14 protein-coding genes are annotated in these 20,857 nt (G+C 69.4%); 8 read left to right on the top strand and 6 right to left on the bottom strand.

Features of this window, described 5'->3' with window-relative positions:
• Positions 1–44 precede the first annotated feature (44 nt).
• Both AC0IWM_RS12540 and AC0IWM_RS12535 read right to left on the bottom strand, forming a co-directional pair.
• Entirely contained in the window at positions 45–2,477 is a 2,433-nt protein-coding gene (locus AC0IWM_RS12540) for a penicillin-binding protein 1A (protein ID WP_056473664.1), read from the bottom strand.
• A gap of 235 nt (positions 2,478–2,712) precedes the next feature.
• Positions 2,713–3,996, bottom strand: a complete 1,284-nt coding sequence (locus AC0IWM_RS12535; RefSeq protein ID WP_471755403.1) for an N-acetylmuramoyl-L-alanine amidase — start codon at positions 3,994–3,996, stop codon at positions 2,713–2,715.
• 784 nt (positions 3,997–4,780) lie between these two features.
• Here AC0IWM_RS12535 and AC0IWM_RS12530 point away from each other — a divergent pair.
• Positions 4,781–7,813, top strand: a complete 3,033-nt coding sequence (locus AC0IWM_RS12530; RefSeq protein WP_471755401.1) for an Rne/Rng family ribonuclease — start codon at positions 4,781–4,783, stop codon at positions 7,811–7,813.
• Between the two features lie 60 nt (positions 7,814–7,873).
• Here the strand turns inward: AC0IWM_RS12530 and AC0IWM_RS12525 are convergent, their stop codons facing one another.
• Positions 7,874–9,052 (bottom strand): pyridoxal phosphate-dependent aminotransferase, encoded by a 1,179-nt coding sequence (locus tag AC0IWM_RS12525; RefSeq protein ID WP_471755399.1) that lies wholly within the window; start codon positions 9,050–9,052, stop codon positions 7,874–7,876.
• Between the two features lie 162 nt (positions 9,053–9,214).
• Between AC0IWM_RS12525 and AC0IWM_RS12520 the strand changes: the two genes are divergently transcribed.
• The 6 genes from AC0IWM_RS12520 (at position 9,215) to aat (ending at position 14,025) form a co-directional block, all read left to right on the top strand.
• On the top strand, positions 9,215–10,018 hold the full coding sequence (locus AC0IWM_RS12520; RefSeq protein WP_471755397.1) for a DsbA family protein: 804 nt from the start codon (positions 9,215–9,217) through the stop codon (positions 10,016–10,018).
• Between the two features lie 129 nt (positions 10,019–10,147).
• A complete protein-coding gene (gene accB / locus AC0IWM_RS12515; protein WP_056474388.1) occupies positions 10,148–10,627 on the top strand; it encodes an acetyl-CoA carboxylase biotin carboxyl carrier protein in 480 nt (159 codons plus the stop codon).
• 14 nt (positions 10,628–10,641) lie between these two features.
• On the top strand, positions 10,642–11,997 hold the full coding sequence (gene accC, locus AC0IWM_RS12510; protein WP_471755395.1) for an acetyl-CoA carboxylase biotin carboxylase subunit: 1,356 nt from the start codon (positions 10,642–10,644) through the stop codon (positions 11,995–11,997).
• 112 nt (positions 11,998–12,109) lie between these two features.
• On the top strand, positions 12,110–12,418 hold the full coding sequence (locus tag AC0IWM_RS12505; protein ID WP_471755393.1) for a hypothetical protein: 309 nt from the start codon (positions 12,110–12,112) through the stop codon (positions 12,416–12,418).
• Between the two features lie 466 nt (positions 12,419–12,884).
• Positions 12,885–13,217, top strand: a complete 333-nt coding sequence (locus tag AC0IWM_RS12500) for a hypothetical protein (RefSeq protein ID WP_471755391.1) — start codon at positions 12,885–12,887, stop codon at positions 13,215–13,217.
• Between the two features lie 139 nt (positions 13,218–13,356).
• A complete protein-coding gene (aat, locus tag AC0IWM_RS12495; RefSeq protein WP_471755389.1) occupies positions 13,357–14,025 on the top strand; it encodes a leucyl/phenylalanyl-tRNA--protein transferase in 669 nt (222 codons plus the stop codon).
• A gap of 19 nt (positions 14,026–14,044) precedes the next feature.
• Here the strand turns inward: aat and AC0IWM_RS12490 are convergent, their stop codons facing one another.
• Together AC0IWM_RS12490 and AC0IWM_RS12485 are read right to left on the bottom strand one after the other, a co-directional pair.
• A complete protein-coding gene (locus AC0IWM_RS12490) occupies positions 14,045–14,686 on the bottom strand; it encodes a DUF2155 domain-containing protein (protein WP_471755387.1) in 642 nt (213 codons plus the stop codon).
• 140 nt (positions 14,687–14,826) lie between these two features.
• The gene (locus tag AC0IWM_RS12485) at positions 14,827–15,243 is read right to left on the bottom strand and encodes an NADH:ubiquinone oxidoreductase subunit NDUFA12 (RefSeq protein ID WP_082511312.1); all 417 of its coding nucleotides are present in this window, start codon (positions 15,241–15,243) and stop codon (positions 14,827–14,829) included.
• A 495-nt stretch (positions 15,244–15,738) separates the two neighbouring features.
• Between AC0IWM_RS12485 and AC0IWM_RS12480 the strand changes: the two genes are divergently transcribed.
• On the top strand, positions 15,739–19,485 hold the full coding sequence (locus tag AC0IWM_RS12480; protein WP_471755385.1) for a vitamin B12-dependent ribonucleotide reductase: 3,747 nt from the start codon (positions 15,739–15,741) through the stop codon (positions 19,483–19,485).
• A 292-nt stretch (positions 19,486–19,777) separates the two neighbouring features.
• Here AC0IWM_RS12480 and AC0IWM_RS12475 read toward each other — a convergent pair whose 3' ends face one another.
• A complete protein-coding gene (locus AC0IWM_RS12475) occupies positions 19,778–20,782 on the bottom strand; it encodes a LacI family DNA-binding transcriptional regulator (RefSeq protein WP_471755383.1) in 1,005 nt (334 codons plus the stop codon).
• Positions 20,783–20,857 lie beyond the last annotated feature (75 nt).

The raw sequence follows: 20,857 nt of genomic DNA, 5'->3' as shown, positions 1-20,857 counted from the left end.
CCCCGGAGCTGGCTCCGGGGCGCGGGGTCGATGGGGACGTGAGCCTAGTAGAGGCCGCCGGCCTGGGCGGCGCGGTCGGCGTCGGGCGGAACCGCGGCCGGACCGCTCGATTGCTGCGCCGGTGCGGCGACATAGGCATCGGGCGGGGCAGTGCCGGGCTTGAATGCCTCGAGGATGGTGCCGCCGCCCTCGCCCGAACCGGCGCGCATGCCGGAGGAGGCCGAGACGCGGATCAGCTTGATGCCCGGGGGCACGCGGAACGGCGTCGGCGGCTTGTCCTTGAGCGCCTGCTTCAGGAAGTCGAGGGCGATGGGGGCGGCGAGGCCGCCGCCAGTGGCCCGGTCGCCGAGGGAGCGCGGCTTGTCGAAGCCGAGATAGACGCCCACCGCGAGGTCGGGCGAGAAGCCGACGAACCAGGCGTCCTTGGCGTCGTTCGTCGTCCCGGTCTTGCCGGCCAGGGGCTTGCCGATCTGCTTCAGGATGGTGGCGGTGCCGCGCTGGACCACGCCCTCCATGATCGAGACCATCTGGTAGGCGGTCAGCGGGTCGAGGACCTGCTCGGATTCGTCGACGAGCTTGGGCTCGTCCTGGCCGGACCACTTGTCCGCGTCGCAGCCGAGGCACTTGCGATTGTCGTGCTTGTAGATGGTCTCGCCGACGCGGTCCTGGATGCGGTCGATCAGGGTCGGGCGGATGCGCCGGCCGCCATTGGCGAGCATCGAGTAGGCGGTGACCATGCGCATGACCGTGGTCTCGCCGGCGCCCAGCGACATCGGCAGCACCGGGAGCATGTCGTCGTAGACGCCGAAGCGGCGGGCATACTCGGCGATGAGCGGCATGCCGACGTCCTTGGCGAGGCGCACCGTCATCAGGTTCTTCGAGTGCTCGATGCCGTAGCGCAGGGTGTGCGGACCGCCGGACTTGCCGTCGTAGTTCGAGGGCGTCCAGGCCTCCTGGCCGGGACCGGCCTCGATGGTGATCGGCGAGTCCTGAACGATCGACGACGGGGTGTAGCCGTTGTCGAGGGCCGCCGAGTAGACGATCGGCTTGAACGAGGAACCCGGCTGGCGCATCGCCTGGGTGGCGCGGTTGAACTGGCTCTCGTCATAGGAGAAGCCCCCGACCATCGCGTGCACGCGGCCGGTATAGGGATCCATCGCCACGATGGCGCCCGAGACCTCGGGCCGCTGGCGCAGGCGGTACTGGTTGCGGCTGGTATCCGTCGCCTCGACATAGACGACGTCACCGGGATTCAGCGCCGCGGCGGGCGAGCGCCCGGTCCAGCGGGTGCCCTCGGCGGTGATCGTGCCGGTCTCGCGGTCCTTCGACACCTGGCCGGAGGCCTCGCGACGCGGCTGCAGGCCGATCTGCGCGGAGCCGCCAGTGGTGTTCAGCACGACGGCGAGGCGCCACGGGGCGACGTCGCCGAGGCCGGGCACTTCGGCGACGGCCAGGCCCCAGTCGCGGCCGACGAGGTCGACCTTGGCCTGGGCGCCGCGCCAGCCATGGGACTGGTCGTAGCGGATCAGGCCGTCCACCAGGGCCTTGCGCGCCCAGGACTGCATCTTCGGGTCGAGGGTCGCACGCACCGAGAGGCCGCCCTCGTAGAGCTTCTTCTCGCCGTAGCGCTCGGCGATCTCGCGCCGGACCTCCTCGGTGAAGTAATTGGCGTTCGCGGCGTTGGCGAAGGCGACGCGGGGATTCACGCCGAGGGGCATCTTGCGGGCGGCCTCGGCCTCCTCCTTGGTGATGTACCCGTTCTGGGCCATCAGACCGATGATCTCGTTGCGCCGGTCCAGCGCCTTCTGGGTCTGCCGGTAGGGGTGATAGTTGTTCGGCCCCTTCGGCAGGGCGGCGAGGTAGGCCGCCTCGTTGATCGTCAGCTCGTGGACCGACTTGCCGAAATAGTCGAGCGCGGCCGCCGCGACGCCGTGCAGGTTGCGGCCGGGCACGATGGTGCCGAGGAAGATCTCGTTGAGGTAGAGCTCGAGGATCTTGTCCTTCGAGTAGGCCGCCTCGATCCGGAAGGCGATCAGCGCCTCCTTGGCCTTGCGCTCGAAGGTCTGCTCGGGAGACAGGAGGAAGTTCTTGGCCACCTGCTGGGTGATGGTCGAGGCGCCCTGCTTCTTGCCGCTCTTGAAGTTCGTCAGCGCGGCGCGCACGAGACCCTCCGGGTCGACGCCGCCGTGCTTGTAGAAGTTCTTGTCCTCGGCCGAGAGGAAGGCCGCGACGACGATCTTCGGCATCGCCTGGATCGGCAGGTAGAGCCGGCGTTCGCTGGCGTACTCGGCCAGCAGAGAGCCGTCCGCGGCGTGGACGCGGCTCATCACCGGCGGCTCGTAATTGGCGAGCGCGGCGTGGTCCGGCAGGTCCTGGCTGAACTTCCAGTAGAAGAACGCGGCCGCGGCGGCGGCGATCACGAAGACCATCGCGCCGACGCTGAACAGGAAGCCGAAGAAACGAAGGATGAAGCGCATCCGGGTCCCGTCCGTCGATGATCCATCGCCGCCGGCCGGCCGCGAGGACACACGCCACGATGGCGCGTGCCTCCTCCGACCGTGTCCCATCCCGAAATGCAAGAGTCCCGCCGCGAGAAATGCGGTCGAGCCCACGATGTCGGCGGCGTTCGCTCGAGAGCGCCGCGATCAAGTCCGCCGAGACGATCGGCAGCGGTTCGACCGGAGCGCTGTGAGCCCCGGTTTCACACGCATTCTATGGTGAAACTGGGGCGATTGCCGCCGATCGGCGGGGCGGCTGCGGCCGGGTCAGCGAGGTCCGGTTGCCGAAGAACGCGTCGATCGCCTTGGCCATGCCGCCGGTCACCTCGGCGCGCCAGCCTTCCGACTGCAGCAGGTCGAGGTCGTGCTTGCTCGACAGGTAGCCGAGCTCCACCAGGACAGAGGGCACGTCGGGCGAGCGCAGCACCTGGAAGCCGGCCTCGCGGTGCGGCTTGGCGCTCATCTCCATCACCGGGTTGAGATGGCTCATCAGCCCCCTGGCGAAGCTGGACGAGAAGGTTCGGGTCTCGCGCAGGGTGAGCTCCTGGAGGATGTCCGCGACGTGGCCCGGGCCTTCGTTCGATTCGGTGCCGGCGGCCGCATCGGCGCGGTTCTCGCGCTCGGCGAGCCTGGCCGATTCGGCGTCGGTGGCCTTTTCGGAGCCGGTGTAGATGGTGGCGCCGCGCACCTGCGGGGCCGACGAGATCGAGTCGGCATGGATCGAGACGAACAGGTCCGCCTTCGCCTCGCGGGCGAGGCGCACGCGCTCGGAGAGCGGCACGAACACGTCGCGATCCCGGGTCATCCGCACCCGGTAGCGGCCGTTCGCTTCGAGCCGGGTCACCAGGGCCTGAGCGAAGCCAAACACGATGTCCTTCTCGAACACGCCGGTGGCCGCGATGGCGCCGGGATCGGTGCCGCCGTGACCGGCATCGACCATGATGAGCGGGCGGGCATCCGTCGCTTCCGGCGCGGCCGCGACCTTGCGCTGGGCCGGGGCCGGATCGCTCGCCACGGCGGCGCGGCGGAAGCCCTCGCGGTCGGAGCGCTGGAACTCGATGCTGAGCAGCACGGCGCCGTCGCGCGGACGCGTGACCGTCTCGATCCGCCCCACGGTGGCGGGTTGGGCGAGGTCGACGACGATGCGCGAGCGGCCCGGCGCGAACAGCCCGTAGCGGAACGACGCGACGACGCCGTCGCGCTTGCGTCCGGTCTCGGGCCCGAGCTGGAAGTTCACTTCTGCGAGATCGATCACCGCCCGGTCGGGCCGTTCCATCACGAAGGCCTTGGCGTCGATCGCCTTCGAGAGCGTCAGGGTGAGCTTGGTGGTGGCGTTGCTGGTCGCGAGATCGGCCGCGATGGCGACCGCCGCCTGAGAGCCCGCACCGCGCAGCTTGTCGGTGTCCTGGGCGAGGCTGCCGGAGCCGGCAGCCGAGAGCGCGCCGGCGCAGGCCAGGGCGAGGAGGACGGAGCGGAGAAGGCGGGCGCGTCTCGGCATCGTTCCGGCAATCATCCCCGTGAGGACGGGCGCGCCCCATCGGGGCGTGCTCGCGAGCGGGCTGTGGCGTCAGCCTGCCTCTACGGGATACCGATGGGATGGTTAACCGTTCCTCAAAGGCCCCGCTTCACTTCCGGGCGCGTAGTGTCCCGGCGGCGACAGATCGCCGGAGCGGGGCGTGGATCGCCGCGCCGGCCCGGTGCGTTCGCGCCGCCGAGATGCCTGTCCAAGATTAAGGACCTTGCCAAAACGTCGCGACGCTCTGTAATGATGCGGTCCCCTTCCCGGTGCCGTGCGGTTTGCTCCGCGGCCCGCGGGCGCGGCCCGGCTTCGCGCCGGATCGCCTTCGCAGTCGGTTCCCCGCGTCAGACATGACGGCATACCAAGGCCGGGTGGGAGTCGGTTCATTCGGTGGCCTTTTTCGGCCGCCGCACCGTTCTGCACATGCCGGCCTGTCCTCGGACGGGCCCATACAGTCTTCGCGAGGTCAGGGAGAGAATGAGCGGACACACAGCATCGGTTGCCGTTGCTCGTGTTCAACGCCTGCGCGTTTCGCGTGGCGCCGCCTTCTCGTCGGCCCTGGCCAGGATCAACCCCACGCGCGCCGAGATCCGGCGCCCAACGGCGGTTGGCGGCAATCCCTTCCCCACAGCTTCCGCGACCCCCTTCCCCGGGTCGTCACGGGCGCCGATCCTCCTGGCCGACGAGCCCGGACCGGACGGCGCCCCATCGGGACCGCGCGGTTCGAGGAGAACGACGTCGACCGCCATGTCGAAAGTTCGTCATGGCCAACAACAACAAGATGCTCATCGACGCGATGCACCCGGAGGAGACCCGGGTCGTCACGGTCCACGGTTCTAGGGTCGAGGAATTCGATTTCGAGGCGGCCAACCGGCGCCAGCTTCGCGGCAACATCTATCTCGCCAAGGTGACCCGCGTGGAGCCCTCGCTCCAGGCCGCCTTCATCGAGTACGGCGGCAACCGCCACGGCTTCCTCGCCTTCAGCGAGATCCACCCGGACTATTACCAGATCCCCCTCGCGGACCGTCAGGCCCTGCTCGAGGACGAGGCCCGCGAGGCCGAGGAGCACCGGGAGCGCGAGGAGCGCAAGCCCCGCCGCCGCTCGCGCGGCCGTCGCGACGGCACCTCGGCCAAGAAGGCGCGTACGTCCGAGACGGTGACGTCCGAGGACGTCGTCGACCTGTCGGCCGTTGGGACCTTCGACAATCCGGATTCCTCGAACGATCCGGCGATCGGCGTCGCCGACGCGCTGCTCGAAGGCGGCCTCGGCAACGCGCCGCCGTCGGTCCTGCCCGGCAGCGACGAATCCGCCGACCTGCCGCAGGCCGCCCCGTCCAGCGGCGAGACCTCGGAGGCATCCGAGGCGTCCAGGTCGGACGCGCCGTCGTCCGACGAGGCGGCCCCCGCCGGCGCCACCGCCGAGGCGCCTGTGGAGCCGGCCGCCGAGCTCGCGCTCGAAGCTGCGCCCATGGGTGACGCCGTTGCCACCGAGGCCGGCGCGGCGCCCGTCGCAGAATCCACCTCCGAGGACGAGTCGGACGAGGACGATTCGGACGAGAGCGACGAGGATTCGGACGAGGACGAGTCGGACGACGAGTCCGAGGATGACGACGACGATTCGGACGAGGACGACGAGGACGACGACGAGGAGGAGAGCGAGGGCGAGGACGGCGAGCGTCCGCAGAAGATCGCGCAGGTCGGCGGCGATGCCCTGGCCGAGATCCCGGAGCGCCCGCGCACCTACCGTCGGCACTACAAGATCCAGGAAGTGATCAAGCGCCGCCAGATCATCCTGGTGCAGGTCGTCAAGGAGGAGCGCGGCACCAAGGGGGCGGCGCTGACCACCTACCTGTCCCTGGCCGGGCGCTACTCGGTGCTGATGCCGAACACCGGCCGTGGCGGCGGCATCTCCCGCAAGATCACGTCGGCCGCCGATCGCAAGCGCCTGAAGGAGGTCGCCCAGGACCTGGAGGTGCCCGAGGGGATGGGCGTGATCCTGCGCACGGCCGGCGCCTCGCGCACCAAGCCCGAGATCAAGCGCGACTTCGAGTACCTGATGCGCCTGTGGGAGAGCGTGCGCGAGCTGACGCTGTCCTCCTCGGCCCCGGCCCTGGTCTACGAAGAGGGCTCGCTGATCAAGCGTGCCATCCGCGACCTGTACAACAAGGACATCGACGACATCCTGGTGGCGGGCGACGAGGCCTATCGCGAGGCGCGCGACTTCATGCGCATGCTGATGCCCGGTCAGTCCAAGGTCGTGCAGCCCTATCGCGATTCGACGCCGATCTTCGCGCGCTACGGGGTCGAGCAGCAGCTCGACGCGATGTTCTCCACCCACGTCACCCTGAAGTCGGGCGGCTACCTCGTCATCAACCCGACGGAGGCCCTCGTCTCCATCGACGTGAACTCGGGTCGCTCGACCCGCGAGCACGACATCGAGGACACGGCGCTCCGAACCAATCTGGAGGCGGCCGAGGAGGTCGCCCGCCAGCTGCGCCTGCGCGACCTCGCCGGCCTCGTCGTGATCGACTTCATCGACATGGAAGAGAAGCGCAACAATCGCGCCGTCGAGAAGAAGCTCAACGACTGCCTGAAGAACGATCGCGCGCGCATCCAGGTCGGGCGGATCTCCCCCTTCGGCCTGCTCGAGATGAGCCGCCAGCGCATCCGCACCGGCATGCTGGAGAGCTCGTCCCTGCCCTGCGTCCATTGCGGCGGGTCCGGCTACGTCCGGGCGACCGCTTCGGTGGCTCTGCAGATCCTGCGCGCCATCGAGGAATCGCTCCTCAAGAGCACGACCCACAACCTCGTCCTGCGCACCCGCACCGAGGTCGCGCTCTACATCCTCAACCAGAAGCGCGCGCATCTGCGCGAGCTGGAGGTGCGCTTCGGCGTCTCCCTGACCATCGCGGCCGACGAGCGCCTGGCCGCCACCTCCGCCTTCCAGCTCGACCGCGGCGAGCCGGCGGTGCGCGCCGAGGGTCCGGTGACCGGCGTCCGCGCCGTGGCGATCAACTCCGCCCTGGAGCCGGAAGAGGATTTCGATCCGGAGATCGAGGAGGAGGCCGTCGAGGCCGAATCCGAGGAGATCGAGGCCGGCGCGCCCGCCGACGAGTCCCACGAGAAGGCGGCCGATGGCGGCGAGGGCCGCGGCGGTCGCCGTCGTCGGCGTCGGCGTCGCGGCGGTCGCCACGAGACCGGTGAGCAGGCCGGCGGCGAAGGGTCGGCCTCCGAGAACGACGAGGACGGTGAGGGCGAGGAGTCCGATGACATCGCTGCGCAGGCGGAGGGCGACGAGACCGTCGCCTCGGCCGAGATGCCGGCCTCCGGCGAGGACGATGGCAGCGGTCGCCGCCGCCGCCGGGGCCGCCGTGGCGGCCGGGGTCGCGACCGCGACGGTCGTGGCCGCGACGGCGAGGGTGCCAATCCGGAGGCCGCGCGTCAGGATCCAGACCAGCAGACCTTCGGTGACGAAGCTCACGGCGACCGGCCGGTCGCTTCGGTCGAGGGCGACGAGGGGGCGGCCGACGCGCCGTCCGCCTTCCTCGGCGGCGAGGAGCCGGTGAGCGCCGAGGCGGTGTCCGAGGCCGTGGCGCCCACCGCCCCCGAGAGCACCGCGCCGGTGGCGATGGAACTGCCCGTGAATCCAGAGCCCCGGGCCGAGGCGCCGCAGGCTGCTGAGCCGGCGCCGAAGCCCGAGCCGGTCGCGGTGGTGCTGACGCCGCCTTCCGATCCGGATCGCCCGAAGCGTGCCGGCTGGTGGTCGCGGACCAAGGCGGCCCTGACGGGTGAGTGATCGTCCCTGAGGGATCGACAGGAAGCGGGGTGGGCGTCGCGCCCGCCCCGTTTCGCGTTTTCAGCGCAGCCAGCCCTTGAGGCGCCGGACCGCGTCGACGCAATCGGCCTTCGAGCCGGCGAACGAGAACCGAACGTGGTGGCCGCCGTCCCGGCCGTCGAAATCGAGGCCCGGCGTCGCCGCGACGCCCGCCTCGTCGAGCATGCGCCGGCAGAAGGCGACGGAGTCGTCGGTGAGGTTGGAGACGTCGGCGTAGAGGTAGAAGGCCCCGTCGGCCGGGTGCGTCCGCCCGAGGCCGAGGGCCGGGAAGGCATCGAGGAGCAGGGCCCGGTTGGCGGCGTAGCCGGCCCGCACGGCCTCGACCTCCTCCACCGCGTCGAAGGCCGCGAGGGCGGCCACCTGCGAGAGGTAGGGCGCCGAGATGTAGAGGTTCTGCGCGAGCCGCTCGACGGGCCGGACCAGCCAGTCCGGCACCACCATCCAGCCGATGCGCCAGCCGGTCATGCACCAGGTCTTCGAGAACGAGTTGATGACGATCGCTTCGTCGTCGCAGCGCAGGGCCGTCTCGGTCGGCACCCCGTAGGCGAGCCCGTGATAGATCTCGTCCGAGATGAAGCGCAGGTTGAGGGCGCGGGCCGTGGCGCAGAGGTCGGCGAGGCGCGCCGGCTCGATCACGGTGCCGGACGGGTTGGCCGGGCTCATCACCAGGATGCCGGACAGGCCCTCCCGTTCGTGCAGGGCCCGGAGGGCGGCGCCGGTCGGGGCGAAGCGGTCGGCGTCCTGCAGCATCAGGGGGGCGGGCACGAGGTCGAGGGCGTTGAGCAGGCTCCGATAGGCCGGATAGCCCGGCTGCGGGATCGCGATGCGGGCGCCGGCGTCGAACAGGCCGAGGAAGGCGAGCACGAACCCCGCCGAGGAGCCGGTGGTCACGACGATCCGGCTCGGTGAGACCGTGACCCCGTAGGTTTCGGCATAGTGGCGCGCGATGCGCTCGCGCAGGGCCGGAAGCCCGAGGGCCTGGGTGTAAGGCAGGGCGCCGGTCGCGAGGGCCGCCTGCGCCGATGCGATCACGGCGCGTGGTGCCGGCGCGGAGGGCTGTCCGACCTCCATGTGGACGACGCCCTCCCCGCGCGCCTCGCGGGCGGCGGCGGCGGACATCACGTCCATGGCGAGGAACGGGGCGACGCGGGCCGCACGCTCGGAGGACAGGTTCGGGGAGAGGATCGGCGGCTGGTTCATCGGCTCCGTCATAGCCGCTGCGCCGGGCCGGGGCCAAACCCACCATTCGGTGATTGACCGGCCGCCGCGAAAACGCCTAACCCGGCCGCTAACCGCATGTCGCACCGACGACGATCCCTGATGGCCGGCCTACGCCTGACCGGTCCCGCCCCGCGAGGACGTATGCCTCTCTTCCGTTCCCTGCTCTCCGCGACGATCCTCGCCGGCACCCTCGGCGCCGCGGTGGCGCAGACCACCCCGACCCAGACGACGCCGAGCCAGACCGCCCCGGCCGCCGCCTTCTCGGATCCGCAGCGCCAGGCGATCGAGGGGATCATCAAGGATTACCTCGTCAAGAACCCCGAGGTGCTGCAGGAGGCGATCGCCGAGGGCGAGCGCCGCCAGCAGGAGACCCAGAAGCTGGCGCAGTCGGCGGCCCTCAAGGAATCCCGCGAGGCGCTGGTCAACTCGCCCCACGGCGTCGTCGCGGGCAACCCGAACGGCGACGTCACGCTGGTCGAGTTCTTCGACTACAATTGTGGCTATTGCCGCAAGGCGCTCACGGACATCCAGGCCCTGATCAAGGGCGACCCGAAGCTGCGCGTGGTGCTCAAGGACTTCCCCGTGCTCGGCGCCGAATCCCTCGAGGCGAGCAAGATCGCCCTCGCCGCCAAGCAGCAGCTCAAGGGCGACAAGATCTTCGAATTCCACACCAAGCTCCTCGAGTCGAAGGGCCGGGTGAACGGCGAGCGGGCGCTGGCCGTCGGCAAGGAGATGGGCCTCGACGTCGCCCGCCTGACGAAGGACGCGCAGGGTCCCGAGGTGAAGGCCGCCCTCTCCGAGAATGTCGGCCTCGGCGACAAGCTCGGCCTGTCGGGCACGCCCGCCTTCATCATCGGCGACGAGATCATCCCCGGCGCCGTCGGCATCGAGCCGATCCGCAAGACGATCACCGACGTCCGCCAGTGCGGCCACGCCAGCTGCTGAGCCGACCCTCCACCGAAGATCCGAGCCGACGCCGCCTTGCGTGTTCCGCGCGGCGTCGACATCTCCGAGCGACACGAGGCGCACCCTGCGCCTGACCTGAAGACGACCGAGCCGATGCCCAAGGAGCCGATGTCCAAGAACGACCCCTTCGATCCGGAGCTCGTCCGCGAGCTCGCCAAGCTCATCAACGAGACCGATCTCAGCGAGATCGAGGTCGAGAAGGGGGATCTGCGCATCCGCGTCGCCCGCCGCATCGAGGCGGTCCAGGTGCAGGTGGCGGCTCCCGCGCCGGCTCCGGCTCCCGCGATGGCCGCCGTCGCTGCCCCGGTCCCCGGTCCCGGCGGCGGCCTCGACCGCAAGGCCGGCGCCGGACATCCCGGATCGGTCCCCTCCCCGATGGTGGGCACCGCCTATCGCCGGCCGTCGCCGGAGGCGAAGCTGTTCGTCGATGTCGGCTCGACGGTCGCGGCGGGCGACAAGCTCCTGCTCATCGAGGCGATGAAGACCTTCAACGAGATCCTCGCGCCCCGCGCCGGTACCGTCACCGCCGTCTTCGTCGAGGACGGCCAGCCCGTCGAGTTCGGCGAACCCCTCCTCGTCATCGAGTGAGCAGGGCCGCACCCATGTTCGACAAGATCCTGATTGCCAACCGGGGCGAGATCGCCCTGCGCATCCTGCGTGCGGCCAAGGAACTCGGGATCGCCACGGTGGCGGTCCACTCCACCGCCGATGCCGATGCCATGCATGTGCGCCTCGCCGACGAGAGCGTCTGCATCGGGCCGCCGGCGGCCCGCGACAGCTACCTCAACATCCCCTCGATCATCGCCGCCTGCGAGATCACCGGCGCCGACGCGGTCCATCCGGGCTACGGCTTCCTCTCCGAGAACGCCCGGTTCGCCGAGGTGCTGGCACACCACAACATCGGCTTCATCGGTCCCAAGGCGGAGCACATCCGCATCATGGGCGACAAGATCGAGGCCAAGCGCACCGCCAAGCGCCTGGGGATCCCCTGCGTGCCCGGCTCCGAGGGCGGCGTCGAGGATCCCGAGGAGGCCAAGCGGATCGCCGCCGAGATCGGCTACCCGGTCCTGGTCAAGGCGGCCTCCGGCGGCGGCGGCCGCGGCATGAAGGTGGCCCGCAGCGAGGCCGATTTGGAGCAGGCCCTCGGCATGGCACGCACCGAGGCCAAGGCGGCCTTCGGCGACGATGCGGTCTACCTGGAGAAGTACCTGGAGAAGCCGCGCCACATCGAGGTGCAGGTTCTCGGCGACGGGCGCGGCAACGCGGTGCACCTCGCCGAGCGCGACTGCTCGCTCCAGCGCCGGCACCAGAAGGTCTGGGAGGAAGGCGGTTCGCCGGCCCTCAACGCCGACATGCGTGCCGAGATCGGCGGCATCTGCGCCCGCGCGATGCAGGAGTTGCAATATCTCGGCGCCGGCACCGTGGAGTTCCTCTACGAGGACGGGAACTTCTACTTCATCGAGATGAACACCCGAATTCAGGTCGAGCATCCGGTCACCGAGATGATCACCGGGATCGACCTCGTGAACGAGCAGATCCGCGTCGCCGCCGGGCTGCCGTTGTCGATGACGCAGGACGAGATCAAGGTCGAGGGGCACGCCATCGAGTGCCGGATCAATGCCGAGCATCCGGCGACCTTCCGTCCGTCGCCCGGCCTGATCACCTACTTCCATCCGCCAGGCGGCCTCGGTGTCCGGGTCGATTCGGCGGTGTTCCAGGGCTACCGGATCCCGCCGAACTACGATTCGCTGATCGGCAAGCTCATCGTGCATGGGCGCACCCGCAACGAATGCCTGATGCGCCTGCGCCGGGCGCTGGACGAGTTCGTGGTCGACGGCGTCGACACCACGCTGCCGCTGTTCCGAACACTCGTGCGCAACCCGGATGTGCAGAACGGGGACTACGACATTCACTGGCTCGAGGGATTCCTCGCCGACGGCGGCCTCGACGAGCCCTGAGCGTCACCGGGGGGTGGGAACAGGGCGGGCGCACGCCCGTTTCCCTGCGTTCTCACAGGCTCGGCGGTGTGTTCCGCATCGGCCGAGCCGCATTCGAAGGAACGACTCTCCCGTGCGCCTGACGCTTCCTCTCCTCGCCGGCCTTCTCCTCGCCGGTCCCGCCCTCGCTCAGTCGCCGTCCGGCAATGTCGGCCAGCCCGAGCGGGCCGTGCCGCAGGCCGGCGGGACCACCCGCGGTCCGATCGACAATCCGTCGACCCGCGACATGGCTCCGAACCCGGGTGCCGCGACGGCGCCGGTCGGCGAGCGCGGCATGGCCCCCGGCGCCGGCGCGATCGACTCTGCCAAGGGCGGCAACGCCAACGATACCAACCGCGGCGTACCGAACACCGGCAGCACTTCCGGCGGCCCCGCCCGCTGAGCGCAGGGCCGGTTCCGGCCTGCCACGATCGACCTTGCCACGATCGACCCTGCCACGATCGACGAACCCACGAAGCCGGCCCGGAAACGGGCCGGCTTTTTTCATGGCCTCACTGTCTCAATGGCCCATGCCGGATACCGGATGTGCGATTGCGCACAACCGAGTTGCGCGTGAATGACTGCGACCGTGAGCTGAGCGGTACCTTTTTGCGGTCAAGCCTCGGTCACGCGGTTCCAAACTGAGCTTTTCGAGGGCGATCGCCGGGCGCGTGGGAATGATCTCAGAGTCTTCCAGGGCGTCACGCTGCGACCGATTGCCAGCAAAGGACCCTCCGGAACGCTTTGTTCGGTCAGGACTTCTTCCACCACGTCGGTCGGGCGGAGACGGTTTCGGCCTCGCGACCCAGCGAGCCCTCTCTCCACCAGCGACCGAATTTTCCTAACGATCGAACGTCCGAAAGACTTCCATGCGCACCTTCACGCTCACCTTCGTTGCCGCGTCCCTGATCGCCTCGGCCGCCTTCGCCCAGTCGCCGTCCGGCAATGTCGGCCAGCCCGAGCGGGCCTTCCCGCAGGCCGGCGGCACGACCCGTGGCCCGATCGACAACCCGTCGGTCTACGGCGCCTATCGCAATGCCGCCGGCGGGCTCGACATGGACGTCACGGGCTCCGTGGTCGAGGCACCCTACACCACCAACCGCGAGGCGATCTTCGAGGACTCGGCGAAGGGCGGCAATGCCGAGCAGCCGAACCGGATCGTTCCGAACCTCGGCACCACCTCGGGTGGCCCGAACTTTTGAGCGGTATCCAGATCCGGGATGCGAGGGCGGGGCCGCGAGGCCTCGCCCTTGTTCACGTCTCGCCTTTTTCATGTCTTCGGACGGCCATGCGACCCGCCTGCCTCTGGCCTTCCGTGCGGCGCCGCTTCAAAATCGGACCATGTACGATGGCGACCGCGTCGAGATCACGCCCGAGATCCTGCTGAAGGCGTATGCGGCCGGCATCTTTCCCATGGCGGAGGATGCCGACGACCCGGCCATCTACTGGGTCGAGCCGCGGGCGCGGGGCATCCTGCCCCTCGATGACTTCCACGTCTCCAAGCGGCTTGCCCGCACCGTGCGCTCCGACGTGTTCGAGGTGCGGACCGACCAGGATTTCGATGCGGTCATCGCCGGCTGCGCCGCGCCGCGGGGCGATGCCGAACGGACTTGGATCAACGGCCGGATTCGCGAGCTCTACGGAGCCCTCTTCGATGCCGGGCACGCCCACACGGTGGAGGTGTTCCTCGACGGACACCGGGTCGGCGGCCTCTACGGCGTCTCCCTCGGGGCCGCCTTCTTCGGGGAAAGCATGTTCCACACCGTGCGCGACGCCTCGAAGGTCGCCCTGGTGCATCTGGTGGCCCGCCTGCGCGCGGGCGGCTACCGCCTCGCCGATACGCAGTTCGTGACCGACCACCTGATGCAGTTCGGGGCCGAGGAACTGCCGCGCCACGTCTACAAGCGACGTCTGGCCGAGGCGATCGTCCTGCCGGCGGACTGGAACGTGTGGCCGGGCGACGGGTCCGTGCGCGGGCAGCAGGCCCTGGACGCGCTCTCCCAGAACTAGAAGGTCCCGCCGGCCCGTTCTAGCGGAACAGCGCGTCGAACAGCGATTGCGGCTGCTGCGGCGGCGGAGCCGGGGCTGGTCCCTCGTTCGACGGGAAGAACTTGCGCGAAGGCTTCTGCTTGGGCTGGACCGGGACGCCGCGGGGCGCCTCGACATCCACCTGGCCGTTCGGGTTGACCTGCTGGGCGGTGCGCGTCGCGTCCTGGCCGCTCTTGGGGCGCCGGGTCTTCTCCGGCTTCGCGGCCATGGCGGGCATGTCCTCCTGCTCGCGGGCCTCGGCGATGACGTCGGAACCACCCTTACAATCGACGAGCCAGACGTCGTAGATCGGATGCTCGATCGCGTGCAGGCCCGGGCTGGAGGCGAACATCCACCCGGTGAAGATGCGGCGGTACTTGTTGTCGAGGGTGACCTCGTCGACCTCGAGGAAGCCGGTGGTCTTCGGGCTCTCGGTCGGCGGGCGGCTGTAGCAGACCCGCGGTGTCAGTTGCAGGGCGCCGAACTGGACCGTCTCGTCCACCGCCACCTCGAAGGAGACGATGCGGCCGGTGATCTTGTCGAGGCCCGAGAACACCGCGGTCGGGTTCTTGATCTTGTCGGCGGCCGCCGGGAGGCTGCACAGGCCGATCGCGACCGACGCGAGGAGGAGGCGCTTGATCACGGAGCGAGACGATCCTGCTGTGCTGCGGCTCACGGGCGACCCTCCTCGCTGGCGCCCCGGGCGGGCACGACGACGCGAGGTCTTCTTAAGCGCGCGAAGATTGGTGGAAAAAGGGCCGGCTCCGATCGGGAGCCCTGCCCTCAGTTGCCCGGGCTCCAGGGCACGTAGTCGCCGGTGGCGGCGGGGCGCTGGCCGACGTTCAGCTGCGAGCCGCGCGGCCGGTAGGCGCCGCTGGTGCCGGTGAGATTCTCCACGTGGGGCTTCTGCCAGGCACGCGGGACGTAGTCCTGCTCGCTCGGGGGCACGTCGCCGTTGTGGCAGAGCCAGGCGCGCCAGCCCGGCGGCACCTTCGAGGCATCGGCGTACCCGTTATAGACCACCCAGCGCCGCTCGGTGCCCACCGAGCGGTCGATCAGCGGTCCCTGCGCGCGGTAATAGACGTTGCCGAGATCGTCGGTGCCGACGCGCTGTCCGCTGCGCGCCGTGTAGAGCGCGAGCGACATCGTCTGCCCGTTCCACCAGGTGAAGATCCGCAGAAGCGTGTCCTTGAGAGCCATCGCGTTCGCCTGAATGGGGCGCCCGCGCCCCGCCATCGAGTGTCGGCGCGGACTATGGTGAGGCGCATCTCCGAAGTCCAGTCGCGAGGCGACGCCCGCGACGCGACGGGCCGGCGGCGAATGCGGCGGAAATCCCACACCGCCGGCATTAACCATGGCTCAACCGGTGCAGCGGCGGGTGCACCCTGTGGGGAGAAAATTTTTCGCGTCGGAATCCCTCATGCCGAAAGGGCACTTACGAACCGCCCGGCGATATCCACAGGATTAAGGCGTGACCCACTACATCTAGCAAGGAACACGCAGCCGGCACACTAGTTATTGACGTGAGGCCGCCGGCTGGCATACCTTCGGATCATCGCCGAGGCTGTCGCGTCACCGGCGGATCACCGAATTTTCGATACCCGTTCCAGCGCTTCGCGGCGTTCGCGGACGTGTGCCTTCAGCATTCTTCGACACGGCGCCGCGCTTCTTCAGGCGGCTCGGGAGACAGGTTCCATGCGGTTCGAGCGGCGCCATACCACGGCCGGACAATCCCCCTACGCGACGATCCCCTTTCGCAAGACCCTGAGCGAGATCCGCAACCCGGACGGCTCGACGGTCTTCCGCCTCGACGGCATCGAGGTTCCCGAGAGCTGGTCCCAGGTGGCCAGCGACGTGCTCGCGCAGAAGTACTTCCGCAAGGCCGGCGTGCCGGCGGCCCTGAAGAAGGTCGAGGAGAACGACGTGCCGTCGTTCCTGTGGCGCTCCGAGGCGGATCTCGCCGCCCTGGCCGAGCTGCCCGAGGCCGAGCGCTACGTCTCCGAGATCTCCTCGACGCAGGTCTTCGACCGCCTCGCCGGCTGCTGGACCTACTGGGGCTGGAAGGGCGGCTACTTCACCTCCGAGGAGGACGCCTCGGCGTTCCTCGACGAGCTGCGCTTCATGCTCGCCCGGCAGATGGTGGCGCCGAACTCGCCGCAATGGTTCAACACCGGCCTGCACTGGGCCTACGGCATCGACGGCCCGGCGCAGGGTCACTATTACGTCGATTACCGCACCGGTGAGCTGACGAAGTCCGCCTCGTCCTACGAGCATCCGCAGCCGCATGCCTGCTTCATCCAGGGCGTGCAGGACGACCTCGTCAACGAGGGCGGCATCATGGACCTGTGGGTCCGCGAGGCGCGCCTCTTCAAGTACGGCTCGGGCACCGGCTCGAACTTCTCCCTGCTGCGCGGCGAGAACGAGAAGCTCGGCGGCGGCGGCAAGTCCTCCGGCCTGATGTCCTTCCTCAAGATCGGCGACCGGGCGGCCGGCGCGATCAAGTCGGGCGGCACCACCCGGCGCGCGGCCAAGATGGTCATCGTCGACATCGACCACCCGGATATCGAGCAGTACATCGACTGGAAGGTGAAGGAGGAGCAGAAGGTCGCCGCCCTCGTCACCGGTTCCAAGATCGTCTCCAAGCACCTCACCGCCGTGATGAAGGCCTGCACCCAGTGCGAGGCCGAGGGCGACGCCTGCTTCGACCCCGAGCGCAATCCCGTCCTGAAGAAGGCCGTCAAGGCCGCCCGCAAGGACGCGGTGCCGGATTCCTACACGAAGCGCGTGATCCAGTTCGCCCGCCAGGGCTTCACCAAGATCGACTTCCCCGTCTACGACACCGACTGGGATTCTGAGGCCTACCTCACGGTGGCCGGCCAGAACTCGAACAACTCGGTCTCCCTCACCGACGACTTCCTGCGCGCCGTCGAGAACGATGCGTCCTGGGAGCTGAAGGCTCGTACCACCGGCAAGACCACGAAGACCCTGCCGGCGCGTGAGCTCTGGGAGAAGATCGGCGAGGCCGCCTGGGCCTCGGCGGACCCGGGCCTGCACTTCAACACCACGATGAACGACTGGCACACCTGCCCGGCGGGCGGACGGATCCGGGCCTCGAACCCGTGCTCCGAGTACATGTTCCTCGACGACACCGCCTGCAACTTGGCCTCGGCCAACCTGCTGACGATGTACGACCGCGCCGCGAACCACTTCGACGTGGCCGCCTTCGAGCATCTCAACCGTCTCTGGACGGTCGTGCTCGAGATCTCGGTGATGATGGCGCAGTTCCCCTCGAAGGAGATCGCCGAGCTCTCGTACCGCTACCGCACGCTGGGCCTCGGCTACGCCAATATCGGCGGCCTCCTGATGAGCATGGGCCTGCCCTACGATTCCGAGAAGGGCCGGGCGCTTGCCGGTGCGCTGACCGCGATCATGACCGGCGTGGCCTACGCCACCTCCGCCGAGATGGCCGGCGAACTCGGGGCCTTCCCGGCCTACGAGGAGAACGCGGACGCCATGCTCAAGGTGATCCGCAACCACCGCCGCGCCGCCTATGGCGAGGCGGAGGGCTACGAGTTCCTCTCCATCGCCCCGGTGCCGCTCGACCTCGCCAACGTGCCCCAGGCCGACATCGCCGAGCGGGCGAAGCTGGCCTGGGACCGCGCCCTGCAGCTCGGCGAAGAGCACGGCTACCGCAACGCGCAGGCCACCGTGATCGCGCCAACCGGCACGATCGGCCTCGTGATGGATTGCGACACCACCGGCATCGAGCCCGACTTCGCCCTGGTGAAGTTCAAGAAGCTGGCCGGCGGCGGCTACTTCAAGATCATCAACCGCGCGGTGCCGGACGCCCTGCGCACCCTCGGCTACCGGGAATCCGAGATCGCCGAGATCGAGGCCTACGCGGTCGGCCACGGCTCGATGGGCCAGGCCCCGGCGATCAATCCCGGATCGCTCCGCGCCAAGGGCTTCACCGACGACAAGCTCGCGGTGATCGAGGCGGGCCTGAAGTCGGCCTTCGACATCAAGTTCGTCTTCAATCGGTGGACCCTGGGCGACGACTTCCTCAAGGACGTTCTCAAGGTCCCGGCCGAGAAGCTCGCTGACCCGACCTTCGAGATCCTGCCCTTCCTCGGCTATTCGAAGAAGGACATCGAGGCGGCCAACACCCATATCTGCGGTGCCATGACCCTCGAGGGAGCTCCTTTCCTCAAGCAGGAGCACTACGCGGTGTTCGACTGCGCCAACCCGTGCGGCCGCATCGGCAAGCGCTACCTCTCGGTGGAGAGCCACATCCGCATGATGGCGGCGGCGCAGCCCTTCATCTCGGGGGCGATCTCCAAGACCATCAACATGCCCAACGACGCCACCGTCGAGGATTGCAAGAACGCCTACAAGCTGTCCTGGACCCTGGCGCTCAAGGCCAACGCCCTCTACCGCGACGGCTCGAAGCTGTCGCAGCCCCTGAACTCGGCCCTGATCGCCGACGAGGACGACGATGCCGAGGAGATGGTCGAGGCGCTGATCGCGGCTCCGGCCGCCGCCAAGGCCGCGCAGGTCGCGGAGAAGATCGTCGAGCGGGTGATCGAGCGCGTCGAACGCATCCGCTCCCGCGAGAAGATGCCCCATCGCCGCAAGGGCTACACCCAGAAGGCCGTCGTCGGCGGCCACAAGGTCTACCTGCGCACCGGCGAGTACGATGACGGCCGCCTCGGCGAGATCTTCATCGACATGCACAAGGAGGGCGCCACCTTCCGCAGCCTGATGAACAACTTCGCCATCGCGATCTCGCTGGGGCTCCAGTACGGCGTGCCGCTGGAGGAATACGTCGAGGCCTTCACCTTCACCCGCTTCGAGCCGGCGGGCTTCGTGCAGGGCAACGACGCGATCAAGAACGCGACCTCGCTCCTCGACTACGTGTTCCGCGAGCTGGCCGTGTCCTACCTCGGCCGTGCCGACCTCGCCCACGTCAACCCGTCCGAGATCGGCGGCACCGTGATCGGCGGCGGCGAGACCGACACCACCCGCGAACCCGGCAAGTCCGAGGCCACGGCGGCCAGCGTCGTCTCCCGCGGTCTCCTCCGCGGCTCGGCCGACCGCCTCACCCTGATCCAGGGCGGCCCGGCCGGCGGCACCGTCGGGGTCGGTGCGGCGACCTCCGGCCAGACCGCCCCGGCCGGCGGCGTGGTCCATGCCCTGCGCGGTGCCACGGCGCTGAAGGCCGAGCCGATGCAGACCGGTCAGGCCGAGGCCCTGGTCAATGCCCTCCCCTTCGCCAAGCCCGATCCGATCAAGCCCGAGCGGACGGTCTCCGACCGCCGCGCCGAGGCGAAGATGAAGGGCTATGTCGGTGAGGCCTGCCCGGAATGCGCGAACTTCACGCTCGTCCGCAACGGCACCTGCCTGAAGTGCGACACCTGCGGCTCGACGACCGGCTGCTCGTAGCAGGCTTCCGCCCGATGCCGTGAGCCGAGGCATCGAGGTCGGAAGCGAGCTGAGACGATCCGGGCGGCCAAAAGTTCGGCCGCCCGGGCGACAGGATGGGGGTTCGAGGTCCCGCAGCCCCACTCCTATGGCGAACCGCGCGCACCGGAGCCGGGTGTCATAACTCGTGACGGAGCGGCTCTCGAGACCTGGAGTGCGGCGTCCTTCGGATCTCGTCTCGGGCGCAGACCCTTCGCGATGGCCAGCGATCCGGGATAAGCGTCGGCTGGTCGTCGGGGTACGGTGCGCTTCGTCAGCGCCGGGTGCTCGCCCGCAGGACGAGGTGCGGCTTCACCAGCACTTCGGACGGTTCGCCGTCCGCCGCCTCCATCAGCGCGAAGGCCTGATCCGCGATCCGGTCGAGCCCGACATCGACGGTGGTCAGGCGATAGGGCGGCCAGGCCGAGGCCGCGACGTTGTCGTAGCCGGCGATCAGCACGTCCTCCGGGCAGCGCAGGCCGAACTCGTCCCGGAGGGTGTCGATGGCGCCCATCGCCGTCAGGTCGTTGAGGCAGAACAGGCCGTCCGGTCCCGTCGCCGAGCCCCGGGCCGGGCCGTACATCGCCCGCACCGCCGCGCAGCCGCCGCCATGGTGGTGGTCGCCCTGCGCCCGTGCGCATTGCGTGATGCCGAATTCCGCCAGGCCCTGCCGGAAGCCGGCTTCGCGGCGCTCCTGGGCGAGCGTGCCCGCTCGGCCCGCGATGTAGCCGAAGCGCCGCGCGCCCTGCGCGTGCAGGTGCTTCGCGATCGCGATTCCGGCCCCGTGATCGTCGGCCGCCACCGTGCGGACGAAGCGGGTCGTCACCGAGGAGTTCATCGTCACGATCGGGACGGCGAAGCGCGTCAGGGCGTCCGCGACGTCGGCCGCGTTCACCGAGAGCGAGCTGAGCACCGCATCGACCTGATACCCGGACAACAGTTCCACGGCCGAGCCGAGGGCCCATTCGTCCGCGACGACCACCAGCATGACCTGCCGTCCCATCAGCTGGAGTCCGGAGGCGAAGCTCTCCAGGGCCATGGCGTGGAAAGGGTTGGAGAGGCCGCCCACCGCCACGGCGACGATCCCGGAGCGTCCGGTGGTGAGGGAGCGCGACAAGAGGTTCGGCCGGTAGCCCAGCGCCTCGGCGGCCGCGAGAACCCTGGCGCGCGTCGCCGGTGACACGATGCCGCCCGGCGTGAACGTCCGCGACACGGCCGATTGCGAGACCCCCGCCAGCCGGGCGACGGCGATCGAGGAGGGCGGACGCTGCCTGGTCACCTGTCGCGTTCTCCGGCGCGTCCTGCATGCGGCGCAGGGCATTCATGTGCGCCGGACTGCATCCCTATGCAACAT

The sequence above is a fragment of the Methylobacterium sp. AC433 genome, assembly GCF_979253015.1.
The sequence above is the reverse complement of the archived record's forward strand: the minus strand, read 5'-3'. Positions and strand labels throughout refer to the sequence as shown.